Genomic DNA, 21520 nt, shown 5'->3' with positions numbered 1-21520 from the left:
GTATCTTCCGCGAGAATTTGCCGGCTGGCATTCTTCCGCGCATGCAGACGCGCAAGACCCGCCATCAGCTTTACCTGCCCGACCACCTGTCGGCGCGGCTCGATGCACTGGCGGCGGAGCCGAACGCTTCCAAGACCGCGATCATGACCGATGCACTCGGCGCCTGGTTCGAGCGGCGCGAGGATGTGGAGGCCGAGCGGCAGTTCGGCAAGAAGCTGGAGCGGCAGGCGAGGGCGGTCGAGCGCATGGAGCGCAGGCTGGATTACCTAACCGAAATGATGGGGCTTTTCGTGCGGCATCAACTGACGCTGACGGCACATCATCCGGCCTTCGATGGGCCGACCCGCAAGCTTGGTCAGGCCCGCTATGACGCTTTCGTGCGGTTGGTGGCTGAACAGGCGGTGAGGGGCGGGAATTCAACGTCAGGCAAAGGAACAAAATGATGGACGAACAGCGGACGCCGGCGGTGAACAACAAGCACGTCCATCAATCACAGACAGAACCTTTGGCCGTACGTATCCCTGAAGCGTGCCGCTTGACCGGGATTGGCCGCTCGAAGCTCTACCAGATGATTGCCGACGGCTACATCGAAACCGTGAAGGTCGGAGCAATTACTCTCGTCCCGATGCGAACCCTGAGGCGGTTGATCGACCGTTCGTGACGAGTGCTCATGTATGTCGACAGAAGCAGCTGGGCGTATGCTTTCCGGCTGACTCGGTTCCTGATGTTGGGCGGCGTGGACAAATTTGGAGCCAGTATCTTGGGTGGCGAGACCATACCGAGGAAGCAGTTGGCCAGTTGATCGTAACGGGTGGTGATGGCGCGGCTGATCTTGAGGTGGCCGAACATACGCTCGATGCTTGTAGAGCATCCGGTCATGTTCGATCTTCACGCGACGGTTTGATCGGCCAGGAATGACGGCCTCGATTTTCCGTTTGGCAAGATCGGCTCGAATCGGGTCGGCATCTTAGGCCTTCGGCAAGCAGGGCGTAGGGTGCGCGTTCAGGCAGTCCGATCAGGGTGCCATACGCCTTGCAGGCTGCCGACCCGCCGACAGTCAGATTGAAGGCGAGCGGTGTTCCGAGGGCATCAGCCAAGCAGTGACGCTTACTGGTGAACCCGCCCCGCGAGCGGCCAAGAGCGCGTTGATGAGTCCCCCTTTTCCGCCCGTTTCCGGAACGTGGGCGCGATCAGTGGTGGTGTCGATGCTGTAGAGCTGGCAGTCTTTCATGAGCTCGGCCAGCGTCACCGCAACCGTTTCCCAAATCCCGACCTCGCTCCATCGCCGGAACCGCCGATGGATCGAATTCCAATTATCATATTTGGGTGGAACGTCCCGCATGGGGCGCAGCAGCGAAGGCGGCAGAGGATTTCGTTGATGACCGAGCGGTTTTGTTCGGGAGGCCTGCCTCGCCTCCGGTTCTCATGCTCGATCGGCAGCAAGCCTCTCAGGACATGCCATTCTGCTTCGGTGAGATCACCCCTGCTCAAACTGGCCTCCAAAAGGCAGCTTTGACTCAACGATGGGGCATGTCAGTCCCGCTAAAATCACGGGCTGACGCTCCAAAACGTCGAATAAGTCCGGAATGAAGTAAGTGAGTTATATAAAATGCGGCAGAGCGGAATGGTTGTGGCAGAAAATTTCACTTCTGTAAAATCAGAATGAAGTAGAAATTTTTCCGATAACGCCGATTTTGTCCGGTATGGGAAGCAGTTTTGCATTGTAAATGCGATAAATTTTCAATAAAATCGAATCTACGTGGCGATTCGTATCGATTTTGTCTCGTTGAAATCTGCTCAACTTATTGAGGAAGCAATGATTTAGCTTCCATTAAAGTAAAGATTAAGAAGGAGCAGACGTTCGCGACGGGGGAGGGGAAGGCCTTGACTTCTATTCCTGTTCCACTGAATCGAAGGTTGCGGATATTCGCTCTCGATCCCAGTCTTGGATCATCTCTTCGTACATATGATTCTCGTATAGCGACGGTTAGCGTCCGCTACGAGGCGTTGCGAAGGGGTCCCGTCGGCGAGTATCTTGAGATCGTAGATGTGGATCCTGCATCGACCCGCTTCTATCCGCCAGTCGATCTCGATCATTGCCATGTGTTGGCGCAAGATGGGTTGGACCCGTCAGAAGGCAGTCCCTGGTTCCACCAGCAGATGGTGTACGCTGTCGGCATGCGGACGATCGAAGTGTTCGAGGAAGCTCTCGGTCGTAAAGCGCTCTGGGCTCCTTCGGTGCCGACAATTCATGATGGCCGTAACAATGCATTCGTTCAGCAATTGCGGCTGTTCCCGCACGCAATGCGAATGAAAAATGCCTTTTACAGTCCAGATCGCCGGGCGATCCTGTTTGGTTATTTTCCGAGCGAGGCGAGCGAGGACACTTCGACTCCAGCCGGGACGATGGTTTTTTCATGCCTGTCGGGCGATATCATCGCTCACGAGATGACGCATGCGCTCCTGGATGGAGCGGCTCGCGGCTTTCGTGAGGCCTCTAATCCGGACGTGCTCGCATTCCACGAAGGTTTCGCAGATATCGTCGCTCTCTTCCAGCATTTTGGTTACCGCGATCTCGTCCGTCGTGAAGTCGCGGCTGCTCGCGGTTCTATGACGGCGGCGGGGCTGCTCGCGGGGCTCGCGCGGCAATTCGGAGAAGGCTCAAGTCGCGGCGGGCCGGTGCGCGACTATGTTAACTTCCCGTCAGATATAAATTATGCGCAGACGAGCGACGTACATGATCGAGGTTCGTTGCTGGTTAAAGCCGTATATGATGCCTTCCTGCTGATCGTCGAACGCAGGACAGGCGATCTGATCCGTTTGGCCACCGGCGGAAGTGGCATTCTCAAACCCGGTGCACTTCACCCGGAATTGGTCGAGCGGCTCACCGACGAAACATGCAGGGCCGCCCGACATGTGTTGCGAATGTGTATCCGTGCAATTGATTACTGTCCGCCGGTAGATGTGACCTTTGGAAGTTATCTCCGGGCAATAATCTCTGCAGATCTGGAGCAGGTTGATGAAGACCGATTCGCCTACCGAATGGCGTTCTTAGAAAGCTTTCGTCACACGGGATTGCTCCCACGAAATCTGCGAACCGTTTCTATCGAGACGCTGCGTTGGCGCCTGCCGACGGGGCGAAGGCTTCACAAGACTCCAAAGTGGTTGATGAACATCGTGGACGAACTGGCAATCGATTGGCGTGACGACCTAAGTCGCAGAGCGATCTTTGATCGTTCAGAGAAAAGAAGAAAGACTGTCCATCACTTGCTCAAGAAGCGTATATCGGAAGACCCAGGGATTGCCGCTGACCTCGGATTGAAAGCTAAGCTTGGCAAATTCAATGACGATTTTTCGGCTGACGTCGATTGGGCTGAGCGGAACAAGGATGTACCAAACGCCACTAATTTTGAGGTCGTAAATGTGCGTGCAGCGCGACGTGTTCGACCGAACGGCCAAGTACGTGAGGAAATTGTGATCGTCATCCAGCAGCGCCAACCCAAGTTCGTGGATGCGCTGCGGCAAAAAGGACGACAATTCTGGTTTCGAGGCGGCGTCACTCTGATCATTGATCCACGCGGCGGCGGTGGCGAACCCGAGATCAGATTCGCTATAACGCGGAGCATCAAGGATAAGAGCAGGCTCGCACGCGAGCAGGCCTTCCGAGCGAACCCGGGTGATGTCAGTCTCGCGTCAATGTATCTTGCTGATCCCGCTCTTGCCAAACTTGAGCCATTTGCAATGCTTCATCGTCATGAGGATTTTGCGGCATGAGCAAACCAGCGAGGCCTGATGAACTATCCTCGCCGCAAGATGCTACTGCCGTGGAAAAGCTGCCAATACTCGACGTGCCGACCAAAGTTGAGGAGAAACTGAAGGGGATCGAGCTGGTCTTGTTTTGCCACGGGCTAGGCGACTGTCACCTACTCGGTTTCCCTGCCGCCAATGGCAAGGGCAGAGTATGGATGATGATCGATTGCGGGCTGCATGGTTCGACGAAGGGCGGCCGTGAGAGAATGGACGCGTTGTTCGCGGCGATCCGCAAGCACTTGGCCAAAGAGAGCATGCTGTCGGGGACCGGGGATTTAGCGGTCGTGGCACTTACCCATGAGCATTGGGATCATAATTCGGGTTTCCACCCTCGCCAGACACTTTTCGATGCGAATGGCCCCAAAGTTGGGGAAGTGTGGATGGCCTGGACAGAGGATACAAAAGACCCGCTCGGCCGTGAGCTGGACAAGTATAAGGGGGCGGCTGTTAAGGTGATTGCGAACAGTCACGCCCGTATCGAAAACGTCGCAGCTCTGCTGCCCATCCGCAATGCATGGGAGGCAATGCTCGGATTCTATGGAGCGATCTCTTACGAAAGTGCTGCCGCAGCCGTGAAATCCAGTGATGATATGGGTGACGGAGGCGGTGCTATCGATGAACTTGCGGTGAAAGTTGAGAGCTTCGCGCTCAAAGGCGAAGTCAGCCGTATTGCACGCGATGCAGCAGCCCAGCTCGCACATCCCAAGCTGCCGCGATTTTTGGAACCTGGCGACGTTTTGGCGATCCCAGGCGTCGATGGCGTTCGATGCTACGTTCTTGCACCGCCGAGAGATAGGAAAATGCTCGGTCTTTTGGACAGTAAGGCCGATACCTTCGGCGCGGCCGGTACCGGCAATGCAACACTAGACGCGCTGGCAAATGCCCTCGCAGTGCAAGGCGGCATGTCGCTTGATGAAGACGAAACCGGTCCCTTTGACGCATCGGAAGGGTTGCCGCTTACCAAGGCAATTGGAGAAGTCTCCTTTCTTCGCGACCATTACCTTGACCAACCTCAACGCACGATTGATCACGATTGGTTGATGGGCGCGAGTGATCTCGCGCTTCAGCTTGACGCAAAGACTAACAATACCAGCCTGGTTCTGGCATTCGAAATAATCGAAACCGGGCATGTTCTCCTTTTCGCCGCGGATGCTCAGGTTGGAAATTGGAAGAGCTGGATGACGGTGAAGTTTCCAGCGACGTCAGATCGTTCAGCGACAACGGGTGCACGACTTCTCGAGCGCGCAGTATTTTACAAGGTCGGTCACCACGGGAGTCGGAACGCGACGCTCAGGGAAGGATTGGAGAAAATGACTGCGCTGGAGGTCGCCTTCAATCCGACGGACGAGAAGATGGCGCAGAAGGTCGGATGGAACGACATTCCCGCGACTGCGCTGAATGCTGAGCTATATCGCCGGACCAAGGGCCGACTAATCCAATCCGATCAAAGGTGGATAGCCGATAGAAGCAGGCCAATTCCAATTGCCGAGGGCGGGGCGTTGGTCAGCATCAGACGAGGTGAAGGACCGTCGCTGAAGCTCCACATCCTTTGAGACGACACTCGCATAGAGATTTTCGAGGCGGTGACGAGCAATAGGCGGGGGGCAATGGCCTGCAATCCGGGCGCTTAACGTTGCATATTAGCACAAGCGAGACCGACGATTGGCATACGTTGAAGCAACACCCTTTCGGTGCCGAATGGGAGTGATGCAGATCAAAGCCATCCGATGGAGGAGACGATGAGCGAATCGATCACGCCGGTTGCCGAAGGACCGGAAGAATTTCTGGAAGATGGAATCGCCGTGGCTTTCTCCGGCGGCGGCTATCGCGCGATGCTGTTCCACTTGGGGGCCGTGATTCGGCTCTTCGAGACGGGCGTGCTCCGACAGGCAGCGCGTATCTCCAGCGTATCCGGCGGATCGATCACCTCAGCAAAACTTGCGCTGGAATGGCCGCGTCTAACTGATCGCGCGGCACTTTTCGAACTCGTCGTGAAGCCTATCCGCAAGCTCGCTGCCACAAGCGTGGATGTACCGTCCGTTTTGGGTGGTCTTATCCTGCCAGGCGGAGCTTCCGAGCGCGTTTCGCACATTTACGCCAAAGTACTTTTCGGCAATGCAACCCTTCAGGACCTGCCGGATGCGCCTGCTTTTGTATTCAATGCCACGAATGTCGAGACAGGCAAGCTCTGGCGCTTCAGCCGCGTGCGCGCGCGCGATTGGAGTGTGGGTGAGATTGCGCGGCCTCGGTTTTTGCTTGCCGACGTGGTGACCGCCTCTTCCGCATTTCCCCCCGTGCTCTCACCATTTGTGCTGGAAACACGACCTTCCGATTTCACGCATGTGGAGGAGGGCGTTGAACCGGCGTTGTTGCACGACATTTCGCTGACAGATGGCGGTGTGTACGACAGTCTTGGATTGGAGACGGTGTTCAAGCGCTATCGCACTTTGTTCGTATCGGACGGAGGCGGATCATTAGCAGTCGATGCGTCGCCGCCCGCTGACTGGGTCCGACACTCACGCCGAGTTCTAGATATTATACACGATCAAGTTTCCAGCGTGCGTGTCCGACAATTGATCGCAACTTACGTCGCGGGACAGAGAGCAGGGGCCTATTGGGGCATCGGCTCCGACATCTCGAATTTCGCGCTGGCAGACGCTCTCTCGGCACCGGTTGCGCGAACCCTAGGTCGTAGACTCATAAGCACGGAGCCACAGCCGCATTGAGGCGAGCTGGACCATGGCCAGGAAGTTTTCGGCCAGCTTTTCGTAGCGGGTGGCAACACGGCGGAAGTGCTTCAGCTTGGAGAAGAACCGTTCGACGAGATTGCGCTGACGGTAGAGCCATGTGCTGAAGTACGGTTTTGATCGGCGGTTGGACTTTGGCGGGATGTTGGCGAACGCCCCTTTCTCGCGGAGAGACACCCGGATGCGATCGGCATCGTAGGCCTTGTCCGCCAGAATGATTGTTCCGGCACCAACATGATCGAGCAGATCGTCAGCGGCTTGGCCGTCATGGCTTTGCCCTGCGGTCAGGCTCAGCCGGATCGGGAGGCCTTGCCCGTCGACGACCGCATGGATTTTGGTCGTGAGCCCGCCTCGGGAGCGACCGAGACAATGATCTCGATCCCCCTTTTTGCCGTCGCTGCCTGCTGGTGGGCGCGAACGGAAGTGCTGTCGATCATCTGGATGTCGCCATCGTGCGCGGCGGTGATGGCGTCCATCATTCGATCCCAGACGCCAGCCTTCCGCCATCGCGCAAAGCGGTTGTAGCAGGTGGTGCGCGGGCCATAGCGTTCCGGCAGATCACGCCATGGAGCGCCTGATCGCAGCACCCAGAATATTCCGTTCAGAACGCGCCGGTCGTCGACACGCGGCACGCCCCTCGGCTTATTTGGCAACAGCGGCTCGATCACGCGCCACTCAAAGTCGGTCAGGTCATATCGGCTCATGCCGTCCCTGAATCAGAATCTAAGCGGGATTGAAAGGTTTATGGATGTGGAGGCGGGTCATATAGCGATCCCTCGCCCCAAGTAGGTGGAAGGTCGAGATCGGCCTGATCGCACCAAGTAAGGCGTCCGGCCTTATACGCATCACTCTCGATAAGTTCGGTATGGACGATGCGCATGGCCAGCATGAGGGCTTGGAGCCCATCCAGGCCGCACGCATACCGGCGAACCTCTCGTTCCGGCCATCCTATGACATAACGGCATTGGAACTCGCCTCCAGGTGCCTTCGATGGCGTGAAAAAGCAGACGACCAATTCACCGCCATCAAGCTCGAACCTGCGCTCCACAAATGGCGCTTCAATCATCTGCCCTCCTCCATCGCGGGAAGGTGTGGCATAGGGCTGAGAAGGCGGCAACTTTTATGGGTTCACGGCCTAGAACTGGCGCGCACTCCTACTCGACTGACTCGCCTAGACGATCAGCTACAGGAACAGCTCATAAACTGGGGCTACGCGGTCAGCGATGCGGGCTTGCGCAAGCATGGAGGTGTGCAAACACCCCCAGCGACTGCGCCCGCATTTCCTTATCCCGATAGCGGAGTGTGATGGAGCGCGAGCGATAACAGACATCTAAACAAGGAGATATCCCATGAACATCATCGACCTTCAAAGTGCAGTGGGGGTCAAGCCCGATGGTATCTGGGGCCAAAAATCGCGTGACGCGTTGTTGCTGACGTTCACAAACCCTACTGCTCCCGAACTCACTCAAACCGAAATCGCTGGCTTCGCCGACCGCCTCGGCGTTAGTGAAAAACAGTTGCAGGCAGTGGCGAAGGTTGAGGCTTCGGGGAAGGGTTTCGACAACCAAGGGCGCCCCAAGATACTGTATGAAAGGCATAAATTTCATAAATATACAGGTGGAAGGTGGTCGGTCTCCGCGTTCAGCAATCCAGTGGGAGGTGGATACCAGGAGAGCAGTTGGGACAAGCTCCTGGGCGCTATCATCACTGGTGCGGTCGACGCTGCATTCATGTCGTGTTCTTGGGGTAAATTTCAGGTGCTGGGAGAATGGTGGGACGAGTTCGGTTTCTCCAGCCCATTTGCATTTGCGCACAGCACTGTTGCGTCAGAGAGTAAGCATTACGAACTGCTCGTCGATTATGTGGAGTTCGCGCATTTGAAAGACGAAATGGCGATGATTTCGACCGATTCGCAAAGCTGTCGTGCGTTCGCAAAAGGCTACAATGGCGGCGGGTATGAGAAGCTTTCATATCATACAAAATTAGCAGATGCGATGAAGTGAGGTTTTTAAGGAAAAATATTTCCGTTTTTGCGGGATTTCATTATTATGAAATTCGTTTTTATTCAATGTTTAACAAGAGGAGGTGGTGTCGCGGGTGGTTCGATTGTGCGGGGGTGATAATCGAGATGAATGCGGGTAAATTATATAAGTAATAAGTTTAGTGAGAGGATGGGCGGATATATTACGGGGTTGCATGAATGATTTGCTTGCTTGAATTCCTGTAATATAATAAAATGTTGTGTGTGATTTATATATGAATTGAGATTATTGTTCAATATATTGTGAATTGAATGATAAATGTCTGAGATTGTTATTATTTTTGCGCGATAGAAATTTGTCAATTGTAATCTTATTTCATGCGTAATGAATTTTATCTGTGGGTGGCTGCCGAATTCTGTTCACGCCAGGCGCCGTCAGCCTTCTTTAGTGATTTGATTTTGCCTGCCTTCTGTGAGTGTGGCGCAGGCCAGTACTGACGTGGGCTGTCCCCCGCGGTCGGGCTCTTTTCGCCGCGCTCAACCGAGCCGCCTAAGGCGTCTCGTCCCTTCGCGTAACGATCCCTGACAGGGGTGGCCGGTGGGGCCGGGTGTTGTCGCTGTGCCTTTGGCGGGTCGGCGTGTGCGTCGGTTCCAGGTTGACGGGGCGTCACGGACCCATAGACCCGCCGTGGCGCTAAGCAAACCGGGCTTTGCTCGGGTAATCGATTTCATTTCGGCCCTTCGGGTGCGCCCCGCCATCTCGGCGAAGCTCCTGGTCCGCTCCTGCCGTCCCCCGGCACTCCGGCGCCGGTCCCTGGCGGTTTTAGGAAAGGAGCAGGGTAATGAGCCAACTTCAGCGTCTTGGCCTGTATGAAGAGGTCACTTCCCGCATCATCGCCGAGCTTGGAAAGGGGCGGCTCCCATGGGTGCGCCCGTGGGGCGGCGCGCGGTTTCCCTGCATGATGCCGCCCAACGCCTTTACCGGAGGGGTCTATTGCGGCATCAAAGTGTTGATTCTGTGGTGCGCGGCGGTGGATCGCGTGTTCGCTTCGCAGCGCTAGTTGACCTATCGGCAGGCCATGGCTGCGGGCAGGCATGTCCGGGGCGGCGAGAAAGAGAGGCGGCTGATCGAACGGCCGTGAAAGCACGACCGTGCTGCATTCAAGGTCCCGTGCTAGAGCGTTAGAGCCTCATTCCTCTGACGGGGTCAGTGGAGTGCTTCAACCATTCCGTCGCCATTCATTGTTTACGCGACTGAAATCGTCACTTCGTTGATACCGCTCTTGAGGGTGATGGCCTCCTCGTATGCTTCCGTTGCGCCACCTGTCGTCGACGGCGTGAATTCTATCCGAATATGATGCTCACCTTGTGAGAGCTTACTAATTGAGAATTTGCGTTGATTGGCGCACGTCGCAACTTGCACGCCATCGATCTTGATGGTTGCCGTTCCTGCAGTGGTCGCTGTACCCAGCGACAAATTGAGTGTCGCGGGTGCAAGGGACGCACCAACCAAGTTGGCTGCGTCGTCCGCTTTTTTTGCGGCTTCTTTTGCCGAATCCGCTGCGGCTTGCGCTGTCTTTTGAAGCTCTTCAATGCTTCCCTTTAAGCCGTCAGTCGCTGCATCTGAGCGCGCTTTCGCTGCGGTTTCATACGCCGCCTGCCAATCGGTCATTTCCTTCGCAACGATATCATCGACGGATTCGCAGAACTCCTTGATTGGTGTCAGCCAGCGGTTGGTCTCGGCTGCGCCTTCTTCCCGCGGAGCGATCGATCGACCAATCTCACCGAATTGATATGCAGTCCACAAGTCGCGGATTGCGGCAACCGTCGCCGCTGCCCGAAAGTAGCCTCCGGATCCCTCCGTTAGTCGCTCATAGAGCAGCGTTGCAGACATGAAGGCGTATGCGATGACTGCGACCGCCATCATGACCAAATCCCAGCCGACCGAGATGAATTGCGCTAGGCTGAGTGTGCGGGCGACGACCGCTCCAGCCGTAAATAGGACGCCGATGACGGCAAGTACCGCAGCGCCTATCGGCAGTCGATTTACGACATCTGACCGAGCGCGCATCTGACCCTGATAGTAGGCGAGCCGCTCGTTCTTATAGATACGAACTGCTTTCTGAAGAGCGGGAACAGCTAATTCAGGATCTGTGATGTCAACCTTCGAATCAAATTCGAAGTCGCTGAATGTGTTGCCTTGCCAACCTTTTCGCCGAAATATTCCCATCTCCGTACACCCCTATGCTGTTGACAAATTGATGGTAGGTGAGCTGAAAATTTTCAATGTATTGAGTGTATTTATCTATATCGTGCAATTATAGTAATTTTACTACGGCAATGATGGGTAAACTGTTTTGGATTGTATTGTGGTTTGTGATCGTAAATACTGTGCTTGTGCGGACATTTAATTAGCAAAATGAAATTATTATATTGTAAAATATCCTTTTTTGATGAATTTTACTTTCTAAATTATGTTAATTGCCTTGTGGCAACCCAAAAATGCTGCGGCGATCTGTCGGGTTGTGTGTAATTGATATGCAATCGGTTGCAAGTTAATGCCGGGTTGGGCTTGCGATTGCCGGTCTTCATAAGTTACGAAAAAATAAGGCATTAAGTTACGTTTGATGAATGATACGGTTATCATACAATGTAAGTAGTATTTGTGCCATGTTGGTGTAATTCAGTACTTGGCGATCGCTTGGATTGAAGATATTCATGATGCAATGCGCGAGGGCGGCGCGAACTCCGCCAGGGGATGAGTGCATCATGCAGGAACTTCCACGCCCCACTGCCCGTCCGCTTCAAATTTTTCCGACGGATCCGACGCGGGGCTATTCAGCTGCGCGTACAGCGACGATCCTCGTCGAAAACGAGATTCTAGAGACTGGACCTGTCGGAGCTCGTCTCGAAGTTATTGACTATGATGGTCACGCGAAAGTCTTCTACGATCGCGTCAACCTGGATGATCCTGCAATTCTCATGCACGGCGGTCTGACGCCGTCGGAGTCCGATCCGCGGTTTCACCAGCAGATGGTCTATGCTGTGGCCTCGCGGACGCTGGCTAACTTCGATCGGGCGCTTGGCCGTCGCATTTCGATGCGCCGCGGCAAGCGCTTTGATCGGCTACGTCTATTCCCGCATGCCTTTAGAGGTAAGAACGCCTTCTATGATCGCGACAGGCATGGCCTGTTGTTCGGTTATTTTGATGCCGACGACGACGACCCGGGTGCAAATATTCCGAAGCAAACTGTTTTCACCTGTCTCAGTCACGATATCATTGCGCATGAGATGACCCACGCGATCGTCGATCGGCTGCGCCGATATTTTCTGGAGCCAACGAATGTCGACGTGCTGGCCTTTCACGAAGGCTTTGCAGATATCGTTGCATTGCTCCAACATTTCTCATTCCGCGATCTCCTAGCTGAGGAAATTCAGCGTGGGCGTGGAGATCTGCGCAAGCCTACGTTGCTTGTCGAGCTTGCTCGGCAGTTTGGTTTCGCGACCGGATCGGGTAAGGCGCTGCGCTCGGCGCTGGATAAACCCGACCGAAAACTCCTCGACAGCGTCGTGGAACCGCATGCGCGCGGCTCGATCCTCGTAGCAGCAGTGTTCGACGGCTTCTTCGCGACTTATCAGTCGCGGATCTCCGATCTAATCCGCATCGCAACAGGCGGTACCGGCGAATTGCCCCCCGGCGATCTTGCACCCGATCTCGTCAATCGTATCGCAACCGAAGCGGCAAAGACCGCGCAGCGCCAGCTCGACATGTGTATCCGGGCGTTTGATTATTTGCCGCCGGTCGACATCACCTTTGGGGATTACCTGCGTGCTATTGTCACTGCCGATTTTGAGTTGAACCCTGACGACGAATGGGGGCAGCGCGCTGCACTGATCGAAGGGTTCCGGCAACGAGGCATATACCCTGCGGGAGTGGGCTCGTTAGCGGAAGACACGCTGCGCTGGCAAGCTGCTCTCGCCATCCCACCCATCCGCGACAGCTTCACACACTTACTGCCTCAGTTGCTTCAAATGGAGGCGCAACGCTTTACAAAGCTTAGCACGGATCCTCGCGTGACTAAGCTCGAAACGCGAGAGATAATCTCTGTCGAGGAAAGCGTAGACGAGGCCGACGAAGTCGGTGCTTACAATCCCTGGAAGGATATGCGCGAGGCTCTTGTTACCTGGGCAACGGGCAACCTTCATGCGCTGCAACTGACCGGTCCTCCGAATGTCGCCAGCCTCAACGCCGTTTTCCGGACTGCGCCGTCAGGGGCCCTTCTCATCGAATTGGTAGCGCAACTTGTCGAAACTGACTCCGCGACCGAGAATGACCCTCGTTACGGCGGTGTTCCGGTCCGTGGCGGCAGTACAATTATTGTAGGGGTCGACGGCATAGTTCGATATGTCATATCCAAGCCTCTGCCAGGTCCTCACCTTCCTCCCGAGGATGAGGTGCGCGCTGTCGATCGCGTCGAACGGCAGGAGCGCTTTATCGATGCGCTCGATGATCGCGATCCGATGACGCCCTATCTATGCCCCGGGCAATATTCCACCCGCATGAAAGCTCGCATGAGTCTTCGCGCGCTTCACGAAGGACACTGACATGTTCGACCGCGTAAGCGTACGTATGTACCACGTAGGCTTTGGCGACTGCTTCTTGGTGCGGTTCTGGAGCGGTGCCACGGCTTTTAAGGTACTGGTCGACTGCGGCAGCATTACGGAGGGGGCTGCGCAGGTCGCTAATGTGGCTCAGGACGTCATTGAGCTTTGTACGGAAGAAGATGGCGACTCAATAATCGATTTGGTCGTCGCCACACATCGCCACAAGGACCATGTCGGCGGGTTTTCCAATCCTGCATGGGGAGAGGTTTCTGTCGGGGAGGTATGGATGCCATGGACGGAAGACCCGAAGGATCAGGAGGCTATCCGGATACGCAATCGACAGTCGTCGCTTGCGCTGTCGCTGGTCGGCGGTCTTACGGATGATGAGCCGATGGCGGGGCAGCCTGACCATGCTTCTTCAGCAGTTAGTAAGATGCGGGCTGAGCGCGGCATGGCAATCAATGCGCTTACTAATGAAAGGGCGATGGCCACCCTCCATGAAGGTTTTCTTGGCGATCCGCCGCGTCGGTTTCTGCCCGAGCCTGATGGCTTCAACCAGATCAGAACCTTTCCCAGTGCGCCAGGCCTGAAAATACATGTGCTTGGCCCGCCGCGAACCGAAAGAGCGATCGCATCGATGGATCCGCCAACAGGCAAAGGTTACTTTGCGGTATTGGGGCCGGGCGGACAGGCGGCAACAGTACCGGCGTTCGGCTCGCGATGGCAGATCAGTGCTGAGCAATTCGCCGCTGAGGCCCGCTTCGACAGCTTCCGCAACGATGATCGTAAGAAAATCGACGAGAATGCCGAGCAGCCGTTCGGCGAACTCGCTGCCGCGCTAGATAGTGCCGTCAACAACACAAGCCTAATTCTCTTGTTCGAAGTCGCTGAATCGTTTCTGCTTTTTTCCGGAGACGCGCAGTGGGGAGCATGGAACGCGATGCTCACGGATCCGGTTGCAAGGGCCCTTTTGAAGCGGACGACATTCTACAAGGTAGGGCACCACGGCAGCCACAATGCAACTCCAAAGGAATTTATTGAGGAGTTGATGCCGGTGGGTGGCACAGCCCTGTTTTCGACCTGCTCGGTCCGGCAGTGGCCCAATATTCCCCGCGAGCCGTTGGTGAAGGCGATCGAAAGCAAGGCTGCTCGTCATGCGCGATCGGACCAGGAAGCTGCTGCCGCTGCCGCGGGGTTCGAAGTTACCGCGGGCTTATGCATCGATTGGGAAGCGGGGCTTGGCTGAGTTGCCGATATGCGACTTCGTATAGGGGCTTACCGGAGCTCCGTAGAGCTCACACGTGTTCTTAAAAAATGTCGAACGCCTGCTTTAGTTATCTCGCACATGAGACAAAATTTTGTACATAACAAATCATTATAATAATAATTAATTCAATTAAAAACAATCTGCGATCCACACTAGAGTGGTTTCCGATCCTATTGCTCGGGTCAACTGCTCTAAGATTTTGGTTTGCCGCGTTTTCCGAGTCATCAGATGATTCCACCTGATTAGAAAGCGCTCTAATTCGGTGTGTATGAAGTGAGGTGGATGGCAATTTCCACAGATCGTCTTCGCATTAAAGTTGGAAGGAGGTTGGTGTGAAAGGCAAATTCGGCTCGTTGTTCCGTTTTTTTTCAGTACTTTCCCTTGGTTTTGCATTGACGGGCTGTGCGACGGTCCGCGGCGCTCAAGATCGTGTGCCAGCATTAGTCGGTTCGCCGGATTTGATTCCAGTCAACACTGCCTTGCAGAATTTCTACATGCCCCTTGATAGTGCGAGATTGGGCATGAATTGACGAGACTATCGAGATTTTATTATAGGAATCTATCTATCCGCGGTTGATGGAAAGTATAAATCGTTCACTGATCAGTTGCAAAGTAGTGATAGAGGTTCCGCCTTAGGTCTCGATTTGCTACTCTTAGGATTGACCGGGGCAACTGCCTTGGTGGGGCCGTCTGCAACTGATGAGCTTGCGACAATCACCGCAGTTGCCAGCGGGGCTCGAGCGTCAATTGATAAAAGGCTTTTTTTTGATAGGACGCTGCCGGCGGTGATTGCTTCAATGGACGCCGAGAGAGCGGCGATAAAGGCCGACATTGCTCGAATGCGGACCCTGCCTGTCGAGCAGTACGATCTCGCGTCGGCGATGAACGATGTTAATCGTCTGCAACAAGCCGGGCGGCTTGACCAGGCGGTGGCGCGCATGACGCAGGTCGCTCAAACTGATCGTGTGGCAGAAGAGCAGCGTCTGCATAATATTGTGGCTGCTTGTGACGCCAGTACGGCTGGAGCGGCTGAATTGAATGAAAAATTCAGGCATCTAATGATGGACGATTTGAGTAAATCGGCCAGTCGATTGTCCTTGGCTGCCAAGGAGTTAAACATCACGATTCCGGTGGGGGCTGTGCCTAGTTGGAGGATGGTTGCTCCAGCTTTTGACGCTCAATTTTGCGACGACGACAAGAAAGAGCAGTTCATAAATCGAATGGAGACGCTTATTGCTGCGCTTTAGGAGAATTATAATGGCCGAAACTGAGCGCAAACATAAGGGTTCACAGTCTTTAGGGAAGTTAGAGCTGGCGCTTGAGGCTCACGAACAACTATTTGGTTGTGTTGTTAAGCTTGAGGCGATCGGCAACTTTACGGTTGCGACATATAATGATGACTCATTTCCAGCGGCACATTCGTTGGCGCTTTTCCCAATGATAGGCGAAAGCGCGCCATCGCCACCAGGGGGAGTGACGCATCTCTTCAACGGAGAGGCGGTTTTGTTATCTGAAAAGATGAAGGTCGCCGTCTACCGGACGAGTTAGAACAGTTTCCGATCCGATTCCATCGGATTAACTGTTCTTAGACTTTAGTTTGGGGCGCTTTATGAGCCATCGGGTGATTCCATCTGGTTAGAAAACGCTCTAGATTTTTATTCGGTGGTAAAGCTAAAAGAAAAGGGTGTATGGTGATGAGTAATTCTCTCTTTTCTGTCGATGTCTTGTTTCTGCAGAGATTGCTCAGCTGCTGCGGTCTTTATAATGATAAACTTGATGGAGACTACGGCCCCCACACCAGCGATGCTGAAGAGGCTTTTGGAGCCAAGTGCGACGCGATTGCAGCCGCGGAAGGCGCATTTGATATTCGGAGCGAGCGGAACATTCGGAGCTTGCGAACAGATGCGCAAGAGTTGGCGCGAAGGTCGATCGCCGGATTGCGTGCTGCGGGCTTCGATGCCCGGGTGATTTCTGGGACGCGCGATTATGCTGAACAGAATGCGCTTTATAAGAAGGGCCGCTTCGGCGATCCCGGTCCCATCGTTACCAAAGCCCGTGGGGGACAGAGTTGGCATAATTTTGGCTTGGCTTGGGACATAGGTCTATTCCGTGGCGGCCAATATTTGACGGACGACTCCGAATATAAAGTTGCCGGACATGTTGGTAGGATTGATGGAATTGAATGGGGCGGGGACTGGCACTCCTTCAAGGATTTTCCGCACTATCAACTGGACTCCGCCGGGAGATCAGTAAGCGCTGCATGCATGTTCTTTGAGTCTGGGGGGCGCGAGGGTTAATCTAAGAATTCGGAAGGTCATCAAATGGAGGGATTTAATGTTATTTAATTTGCCATTGATATTTGTCACGTCATTTTTGTCTATGTAAATATTAATTTAATAAACTAAACGCCGTCATCTCGATTATATTTAATTAACTCATTGATATTGACCGGTGTTGTTGCATTAGGAACGAGGACCGATGCCTTGAGCAGAAGTTACCGGACCATGTCGAACGTTAGCCGAATAGCCTTCGGCATATTGCCTCTATTCGCGGGCTTGCTCGCGATGACCGCTGGAGCGGAGCAGTTAGTTCCACCACGGCTTTACATTCACGTTCAAAGCAGAGATCAAACGGCGGGCGCGGAGCAGTTGCGCGCAGCCCTGGCAGGACAGTTGCTTGCCGGCGAGCGACTCATCGCAATGATGCCCCGGACGGATTCCACGTCGGCAGTTCGCGAGACAGAATTGCGGTGCGTAACTAGGTCTGATTGTCTTACCGCGCCCAAACTGGCTGCAATTATTGGGCCGCTGCTCGGTGCACCTCCAAAGATTGTAGATCTCAGCGGTCGCTATCCGAGCGGTACAGGCACGCGCCCCGGACATTTTGAGCTTTGGTTTGGTCGCAATCCAATAGAGGTCCAAAGCCCTGGAACTTCGGCAAAACCTGCACTTCCGCAGACTCAGCCTGCAAATATCGCTGATGGGTTGTCATCTGCAAAGTCAGGTGAAAGAATCAGATTGCCGTTCCCGATTACGTTTTCAGGGCCAGCAGCCGTTATTGAAGGAGATATAATTACACTCAGCTTCACGCGGCCAACGTTTTCGGAACCAACATATGAAGTTTCGATCGACGGCGCGCAAGCGGCAGTGAATCAGACCTCACAGGGGATCGAGGTTACTGTGCCAGCCGTGAAGCGGTTAACTTTCAAGGACCGTCGCGTGCCGATAGATATTCGGATTGGCGGGAAATGGCGCGTTACTCCTACGCCGGAGCTGACAGTTAAATCAGGGGTGGGAGGCGCCATGGTATGGATTGCGTTGGCGATCGTTCCGCTGGTCATAGCCGTCGGATTGTGGTGGCGTCGCAAAGGTCGCGTTCGAGCGGCATCCCAATCGGTGGCGCAAAGGTTTGACATCTCCCTATCATTAGCGCCTGAGGCTGATGAGAAAAGTGAGGCTCGGGCTGAGGTTGCGGTTGTCCCGTCGCTTGTTGAGCCGCCCGCTGAACTTGTTGACGCATGCAAACACGGCGACGGCCTTCTTTTCCTTGGCGGTGAAATGCCGAGTCTGAAAGGCCTGCCGACCCACGTTGAAATACTTGGCGAACTGCTCGAAGATGCCCGCTCGGTCCCGGAAAAGTTGAAAGCCGAAGGGCGGATGCTGCTCGCGCTCAATGACGTCGACCCGGTCACAGACATGTTGGCCAACCGCCTTGGCGAGGAGGCATTGGTGGCCGAACTTGCACGACGCTATGCCGAAGTAAGGCCTGACGAGCAGTTCGTCCGGGTTCTTCCTCACATCGGCTTTTCGGGTGTGATCACGTCAAGCTTCGCTCGCGTGGTGGAGGCAGCATGGCCAAAAGCCCTGGAGCTTACCCCCCGCTCCGAATACGATTTTGCCGCACTAGTTCGCGGGAATGAACCGTTCGTGCTTCGATTGCGTGGCAATCTCGACCAAACGCGATCCGTAAATCTGACCGGGTTGGAGCTTGGGCGCGCAATCGACGAGGTGCCGGGCTTGCGCTCAACCTTGAGCGCACTTTTCGCTACTCGCTCAGTTCTTTTCCTCGGAATGGACGCTTCCACACTTACCACCGCGCTGGAATTGGCTGGGATCCGATCGGCGGCTGGGCATCGGCACTTTGCGTTGGTGCAGGAAGGGCCCGGCTTCGATATCTCAGCGGATCGATTCTCCCGGCAATATGGGATAGAATTTCTGCGGATGAGCCAAGGTGATGACGCAACGGCGTTTCTTGGTCGTCTCGCCGCTCGGCTAGCCAAGGTCTCCACTAATCTATCACCTAATGACGTTGCTGAGTCTGAGCCTGGCCTTCCGGCCATCACGCATCTACGCCTTGAAAATATCGGCCCGTTTGCCGCGCTGGATGTCGAATTCCGTAACCAGTGGGCGGTTTTGCTCGGCAATAATGGTGCCGGTAAATCGACCATCCTTCGTGCGATTGCGCTGGCTCTTTCCGGTGATGACAGTTCGGTTCTCGAGCCCGGCTTACCGCTCCTTCGTCGCGGTGCAATGCGGGGCACCATTGAACTCACCGTGTCTACCGGCCGATCCCAGGTTAGGTATATTTCCGCTTTAACGCGCGTCCAAGGTCGTCTCGGCATCACAGCCAATACGGCGCCATTACAATCGGGGACGATTGCCGTGTTCGGCTTTCCCGCGCTGCGCGGAGCGATCGACCCAGTGCAGGCAGGTCTCTACGGCACGAACGGCTTCCCCCATCCTCGCGTCTCGGATGTCCTTCCCATCATCGCTGGTGGCGTTGATGATCGTGGAAAAAGCATGAAGGAGTGGATCTTCAGAGCTTATGCCCGCAGTCTCGACCATCACTTGTCAGATGTCGTGCGCGCAGAGAGCCGATCCATGATCGACAATATGTTCGGTATGTTGAACACGATGACACCTGGGTTCGATCTCAGTTTCGCGCGCTGTGATACGAATACCAGCGAGATACTCCTCAATTCGTCGGATGGAGAGATCCCGTTAGAGTATGTCAGTCAGGGGATGAGCGCGACGATCGCGTGGATCGGGCCGATGATTCAGAGGCTCTATGAGATCAATGGCGACGATGCTCCGCCCGAAAAGCAGCACGCTGTTTTGTTGATCGACGAAATCGACAGTCATCTGCATCCGGCTTGGCAGCAGCGGCTGGTCCCAACCCTTAAGAAGCATTTTCCGAAAGTGCAGGTAATCGCCACTACGCACTCGCCGCTGATGGTTGGCAATCTCGGTGAAAACGAAGTTCTCAGAGTGGTCCGTCGCTCGGATAGCTTCTCGATCGATTACCTAGCCCAGTCGTTCATTGGATATCGCTTCGATCAAATCCTGACCGATGAAGCGTTTGGGCTGGATCTCGCGCGCTCCGAGCAATGGACCGTACGCGACGATTATACTGCCTTGCTGGGAAAAGCGGACCGCACCCCCGACGATGATGAGCTGCTTGAACGACTAGCGAATGAAATGCGCAAGCTGCCGGGTGCATCGGAGACGCCGGCCGAGCGGAGGGCGGCCGCAGATGCAGAGAAAATGTTGCAGGAGGCGATCGCAAAGGCGGCGATGGTGAACGCCGAACCCCAGAAACGCGTAATCTGGAAGAAGAATGGTGAGGAGTTATGAGGCACGTACCATTTGATCCGCCGAACGGACTTAGTGGAGAGCAACTGGAGTGGTGGAGTAATTGGCTGCGCCGTGCCGAAAATTGTCAGAAAATATTGTTAGATAATTATAATAATGGAAAAGAAGTAGAATTCGATTCATCAGTTTGGAGGGATTTAAAAGATTGGCTTCTGGTCAATGTCTTCGATAAAAAATGCGCCTATTGTGAATCTGCGATACGTGCTATTTATCCGGGTGATGGAGAACACTATCGCCCTAAAGGTAATGTAACTGTAAAGGTTGACGGTGCTAAGAAGCGCGTGCTAGATTCTGCTGGCCTCAGTCACCCAGGTTATTTTTGGCTCGCCTATAATTGGCGCAATCTGTTACCAGCTTGTTTCGCGTGCAACAATGCAAAATCAGATCAGTTTCCCGTAAGTAAGACCCATGTTTGCAAGTTGGCTCCTGGGCCGGTCGACCTGAACTTAGAAGAAGAGCCGCTTCTCATCTGTCCCTATCTGGAGGAACCTGACGAATTCTTAGTGTTCGGTGAGGGCGGAGTGGTAGCGGCGCGCAACGGCGATCCCCGGGGCCTTGCGACGATTGAAGTATTCGATTTAAATCGGGAAGATCTCCGAGATGAGCGACAGAAGCGGCAAGAGGCGGTAAAGGCGACTCTGGCAATGGCGATCGTCCGCGCTCTCAGCGAAGATAAGCCGATAGACGACATTGGTGAATATCTCGACGGTTGGATTGATGCCGCAGCGCCTTATTCCAAGGCTGTGCGCTCATATGCCGAGTTGCGTCTTGCGGCACTGCCCCGCACTTTATGACCGAGAAGGTATGGGCTGGCGAAGTTCGCACGATCTAGATTGAGCGCTCGCCAACATTGCTGGAGCGTTGTTGATCGTCGGTGTGACAACATTCTTGTATGCGTAGCTCGCTCGGTGGATGAAGATCCGCGCCCCCCCCCTCCGGGTCACCTCTCGGCGGCAATCAACAGCTGGACTCTCCATCGTGCTCCGTGTCGATCCACTGCTGTACACGAAGGGCCATATCCGAGCGCGAGTCTCTGCTTCTTAGGCTTGCTGTTTGAGTAATTATGGGATAGTCGAAAATTATGCTCTGGAGGTCAGAAATCCATCTCGAGAACTCGAACTTATTTGTGGAAAACATTTCGGGTATCAATATTGGTACCGAATTTTTCATAATCCATTAAGTTCGATAAGTATCTTCAAGATAGAGATTTTTTTCGAGTTTTCTTCTGGCACCATCGCTTTTCAAGCGATTGAGAATGTTGGGGGATCATCGTAAGATGGTCCCCCAAACTCATTCTGCAAGCGACTACTTGCCACGGATTAGTGCCGATAGTCAGGTCGAAATCCCAGAAATCTGCGAAATGTGTCCCTAGCGGTTGTTACGGTTTCAGTCCCGGTTTGCTGCCGAAGGGCATGCGGCTTCGCGGTGGACGATATTACGTCCGCCGACACGTTCCTTG

General features: G+C 54.5%; 18 protein-coding genes and 1 pseudogene. 15 read left to right on the top strand and 4 right to left on the bottom strand.

Features of this window, described 5'->3' with window-relative positions; all coding sequences use genetic code 11:
* Positions 1 to 41: 41 nt before the first annotated feature.
* Together WBP07_RS11510 and WBP07_RS11505 are read left to right on the top strand one after the other, a co-directional pair.
* Positions 42 to 443, top strand: a complete 402-nt coding sequence (locus WBP07_RS11510; RefSeq protein ID WP_395391188.1) for a CopG family transcriptional regulator — start codon at positions 42 to 44, stop codon at positions 441 to 443.
* Positions 440 to 661, top strand: a complete 222-nt coding sequence (locus WBP07_RS11505; RefSeq protein WP_395391187.1) for a helix-turn-helix domain-containing protein — start codon at positions 440 to 442, stop codon at positions 659 to 661. The genes WBP07_RS11510 and WBP07_RS11505 overlap by 4 nt, the downstream gene beginning before the upstream one ends.
* A gap of 396 nt (positions 662 to 1057) precedes the next feature.
* Here WBP07_RS11505 and WBP07_RS11500 read toward each other — a convergent pair whose 3' ends face one another.
* Positions 1058 to 1249: a hypothetical protein gene (locus WBP07_RS11500; RefSeq protein WP_395391186.1), complete on the bottom strand. Its 192-nt coding sequence runs from the start codon at positions 1247 to 1249 to the stop codon at positions 1058 to 1060.
* A gap of 800 nt (positions 1250 to 2049) precedes the next feature.
* Here WBP07_RS11500 and WBP07_RS11495 point away from each other — a divergent pair.
* From WBP07_RS11495 to WBP07_RS11485, 3 genes are all read left to right on the top strand, one after another.
* Positions 2050 to 3774, top strand: a complete 1725-nt coding sequence (locus WBP07_RS11495; protein ID WP_395391185.1) for a hypothetical protein — start codon at positions 2050 to 2052, stop codon at positions 3772 to 3774.
* Positions 3771 to 5363 carry a hypothetical protein gene (locus WBP07_RS11490; protein ID WP_395391184.1) on the top strand — a complete coding sequence of 531 codons (1593 nt, stop codon included), beginning with the start codon at positions 3771 to 3773 and terminating at the stop codon, positions 5361 to 5363. The genes WBP07_RS11495 and WBP07_RS11490 overlap by 4 nt, the downstream gene beginning before the upstream one ends.
* 186 nt (positions 5364 to 5549) lie before the next feature.
* On the top strand, positions 5550 to 6536 hold the full coding sequence (locus WBP07_RS11485; RefSeq protein WP_395391183.1) for a patatin-like phospholipase family protein: 987 nt from the start codon (positions 5550 to 5552) through the stop codon (positions 6534 to 6536).
* On the opposite strand, the pseudogene WBP07_RS11480 reads toward WBP07_RS11485, so the two are convergent.
* Both WBP07_RS11480 and WBP07_RS11475 read right to left on the bottom strand, forming a co-directional pair.
* A pseudogene (locus tag WBP07_RS11480) lies at positions 6495 to 7261 on the bottom strand (IS5 family transposase). The gene WBP07_RS11485 and the pseudogene WBP07_RS11480 sit on opposite strands and share 42 nt — an antisense overlap.
* Positions 7262 to 7299: 38 nt before the next feature.
* Complete coding sequence (locus tag WBP07_RS11475) at positions 7300 to 7623, bottom strand: DUF6968 family protein (protein ID WP_395391182.1); 324 nt, start codon at positions 7621 to 7623, stop codon at positions 7300 to 7302.
* Positions 7624 to 7906: 283 nt separating this feature from the next.
* On the opposite strand from WBP07_RS11475, the gene WBP07_RS11470 reads away from it, so the two are divergent.
* Positions 7907 to 8560: an N-acetylmuramidase domain-containing protein gene (locus tag WBP07_RS11470; protein ID WP_395391181.1), complete on the top strand. Its 654-nt coding sequence runs from the start codon at positions 7907 to 7909 to the stop codon at positions 8558 to 8560.
* Positions 8561 to 9380: 820 nt separating this feature from the next.
* The gene (locus WBP07_RS11465; RefSeq protein WP_395391180.1) at positions 9381 to 9599 is read left to right on the top strand and encodes an ArdC-like ssDNA-binding domain-containing protein; all 219 of its coding nucleotides are present in this window, start codon (positions 9381 to 9383) and stop codon (positions 9597 to 9599) included.
* A gap of 185 nt (positions 9600 to 9784) precedes the next feature.
* Here WBP07_RS11465 and WBP07_RS11460 read toward each other — a convergent pair whose 3' ends face one another.
* Positions 9785 to 10768 (bottom strand): hypothetical protein, encoded by a 984-nt coding sequence (locus WBP07_RS11460; RefSeq protein WP_395391179.1) that lies wholly within the window; start codon positions 10766 to 10768, stop codon positions 9785 to 9787.
* A gap of 539 nt (positions 10769 to 11307) precedes the next feature.
* Here WBP07_RS11460 and WBP07_RS11455 point away from each other — a divergent pair.
* The 8 genes from WBP07_RS11455 (at position 11308) to WBP07_RS11420 (ending at position 20855) form a co-directional block, all read left to right on the top strand.
* A complete protein-coding gene (locus tag WBP07_RS11455) occupies positions 11308 to 13143 on the top strand; it encodes a hypothetical protein (protein WP_395391178.1) in 1836 nt (611 codons plus the stop codon).
* Position 13144: 1 nt separating this feature from the next.
* Positions 13145 to 14389, top strand: a complete 1245-nt coding sequence (locus WBP07_RS11450; RefSeq protein WP_395391177.1) for a hypothetical protein — start codon at positions 13145 to 13147, stop codon at positions 14387 to 14389.
* Positions 14390 to 14742: 353 nt separating this feature from the next.
* Positions 14743 to 14940, top strand: a complete 198-nt coding sequence (locus WBP07_RS11445; RefSeq protein ID WP_395391176.1) for a hypothetical protein — start codon at positions 14743 to 14745, stop codon at positions 14938 to 14940.
* 129 nt (positions 14941 to 15069) lie between these two features.
* Complete coding sequence (locus WBP07_RS11440) at positions 15070 to 15657, top strand: hypothetical protein (protein WP_395391175.1); 588 nt, start codon at positions 15070 to 15072, stop codon at positions 15655 to 15657.
* A 10-nt stretch (positions 15658 to 15667) separates the two neighbouring features.
* Positions 15668 to 15958, top strand: a complete 291-nt coding sequence (locus WBP07_RS11435) for a hypothetical protein (RefSeq protein WP_395391174.1) — start codon at positions 15668 to 15670, stop codon at positions 15956 to 15958.
* A 146-nt stretch (positions 15959 to 16104) separates the two neighbouring features.
* Complete coding sequence (locus WBP07_RS11430; RefSeq protein ID WP_395391173.1) at positions 16105 to 16707, top strand: M15 family metallopeptidase; 603 nt, start codon at positions 16105 to 16107, stop codon at positions 16705 to 16707.
* A gap of 207 nt (positions 16708 to 16914) precedes the next feature.
* Complete coding sequence (locus tag WBP07_RS11425) at positions 16915 to 20043, top strand: AAA family ATPase (protein ID WP_395391172.1); 3129 nt, start codon at positions 16915 to 16917, stop codon at positions 20041 to 20043.
* A complete protein-coding gene (locus tag WBP07_RS11420) occupies positions 20040 to 20855 on the top strand; it encodes a hypothetical protein (RefSeq protein WP_395391171.1) in 816 nt (271 codons plus the stop codon). The genes WBP07_RS11425 and WBP07_RS11420 overlap by 4 nt, the downstream gene beginning before the upstream one ends.
* Positions 20856 to 21520: the final 665 nt, after the last annotated feature.

The sequence above is a fragment of the Novosphingobium oxfordense genome (assembly GCF_044029435.1).
Lineage (GTDB): Bacteria > Pseudomonadota > Alphaproteobacteria > Sphingomonadales > Sphingomonadaceae > Novosphingobium.
The sequence above is the reverse complement of the archived record's forward strand: the minus strand, read 5'-3'. Positions and strand labels throughout refer to the sequence as shown.

Coding starts and splice junctions, on each gene's coding strand:
- WBP07_RS11490 (WP_395391184.1), top strand. CDS start 3,771: ATGAGCAAACCAGCGAGGCCTGATGAACTATCCTCGCCGCAAGATGCT.
- WBP07_RS11435 (WP_395391174.1), top strand. CDS start 15,668: ATGGCCGAAACTGAGCGCAAACATAAGGGTTCACAGTCTTTAGGGAAG.
- WBP07_RS11510 (WP_395391188.1), top strand. CDS start 42: ATGCAGACGCGCAAGACCCGCCATCAGCTTTACCTGCCCGACCACCTG.
- WBP07_RS11475 (WP_395391182.1), bottom strand. CDS start 7,623: ATGATTGAAGCGCCATTTGTGGAGCGCAGGTTCGAGCTTGATGGCGGT.
- WBP07_RS11425 (WP_395391172.1), top strand. CDS start 16,915: ATGTCGAACGTTAGCCGAATAGCCTTCGGCATATTGCCTCTATTCGCG.
- WBP07_RS11470 (WP_395391181.1), top strand. CDS start 7,907: ATGAACATCATCGACCTTCAAAGTGCAGTGGGGGTCAAGCCCGATGGT.
- WBP07_RS11430 (WP_395391173.1), top strand. CDS start 16,105: ATGAGTAATTCTCTCTTTTCTGTCGATGTCTTGTTTCTGCAGAGATTG.
- WBP07_RS11420 (WP_395391171.1), top strand. CDS start 20,040: ATGAGGCACGTACCATTTGATCCGCCGAACGGACTTAGTGGAGAGCAA.
- WBP07_RS11505 (WP_395391187.1), top strand. CDS start 440: ATGATGGACGAACAGCGGACGCCGGCGGTGAACAACAAGCACGTCCAT.
- WBP07_RS11455 (WP_395391178.1), top strand. CDS start 11,308: ATGCAGGAACTTCCACGCCCCACTGCCCGTCCGCTTCAAATTTTTCCG.
- WBP07_RS11465 (WP_395391180.1), top strand. CDS start 9,381: ATGAGCCAACTTCAGCGTCTTGGCCTGTATGAAGAGGTCACTTCCCGC.
- WBP07_RS11460 (WP_395391179.1), bottom strand. CDS start 10,768: ATGGGAATATTTCGGCGAAAAGGTTGGCAAGGCAACACATTCAGCGAC.
- WBP07_RS11450 (WP_395391177.1), top strand. CDS start 13,145: ATGTTCGACCGCGTAAGCGTACGTATGTACCACGTAGGCTTTGGCGAC.
- WBP07_RS11485 (WP_395391183.1), top strand. CDS start 5,550: ATGAGCGAATCGATCACGCCGGTTGCCGAAGGACCGGAAGAATTTCTG.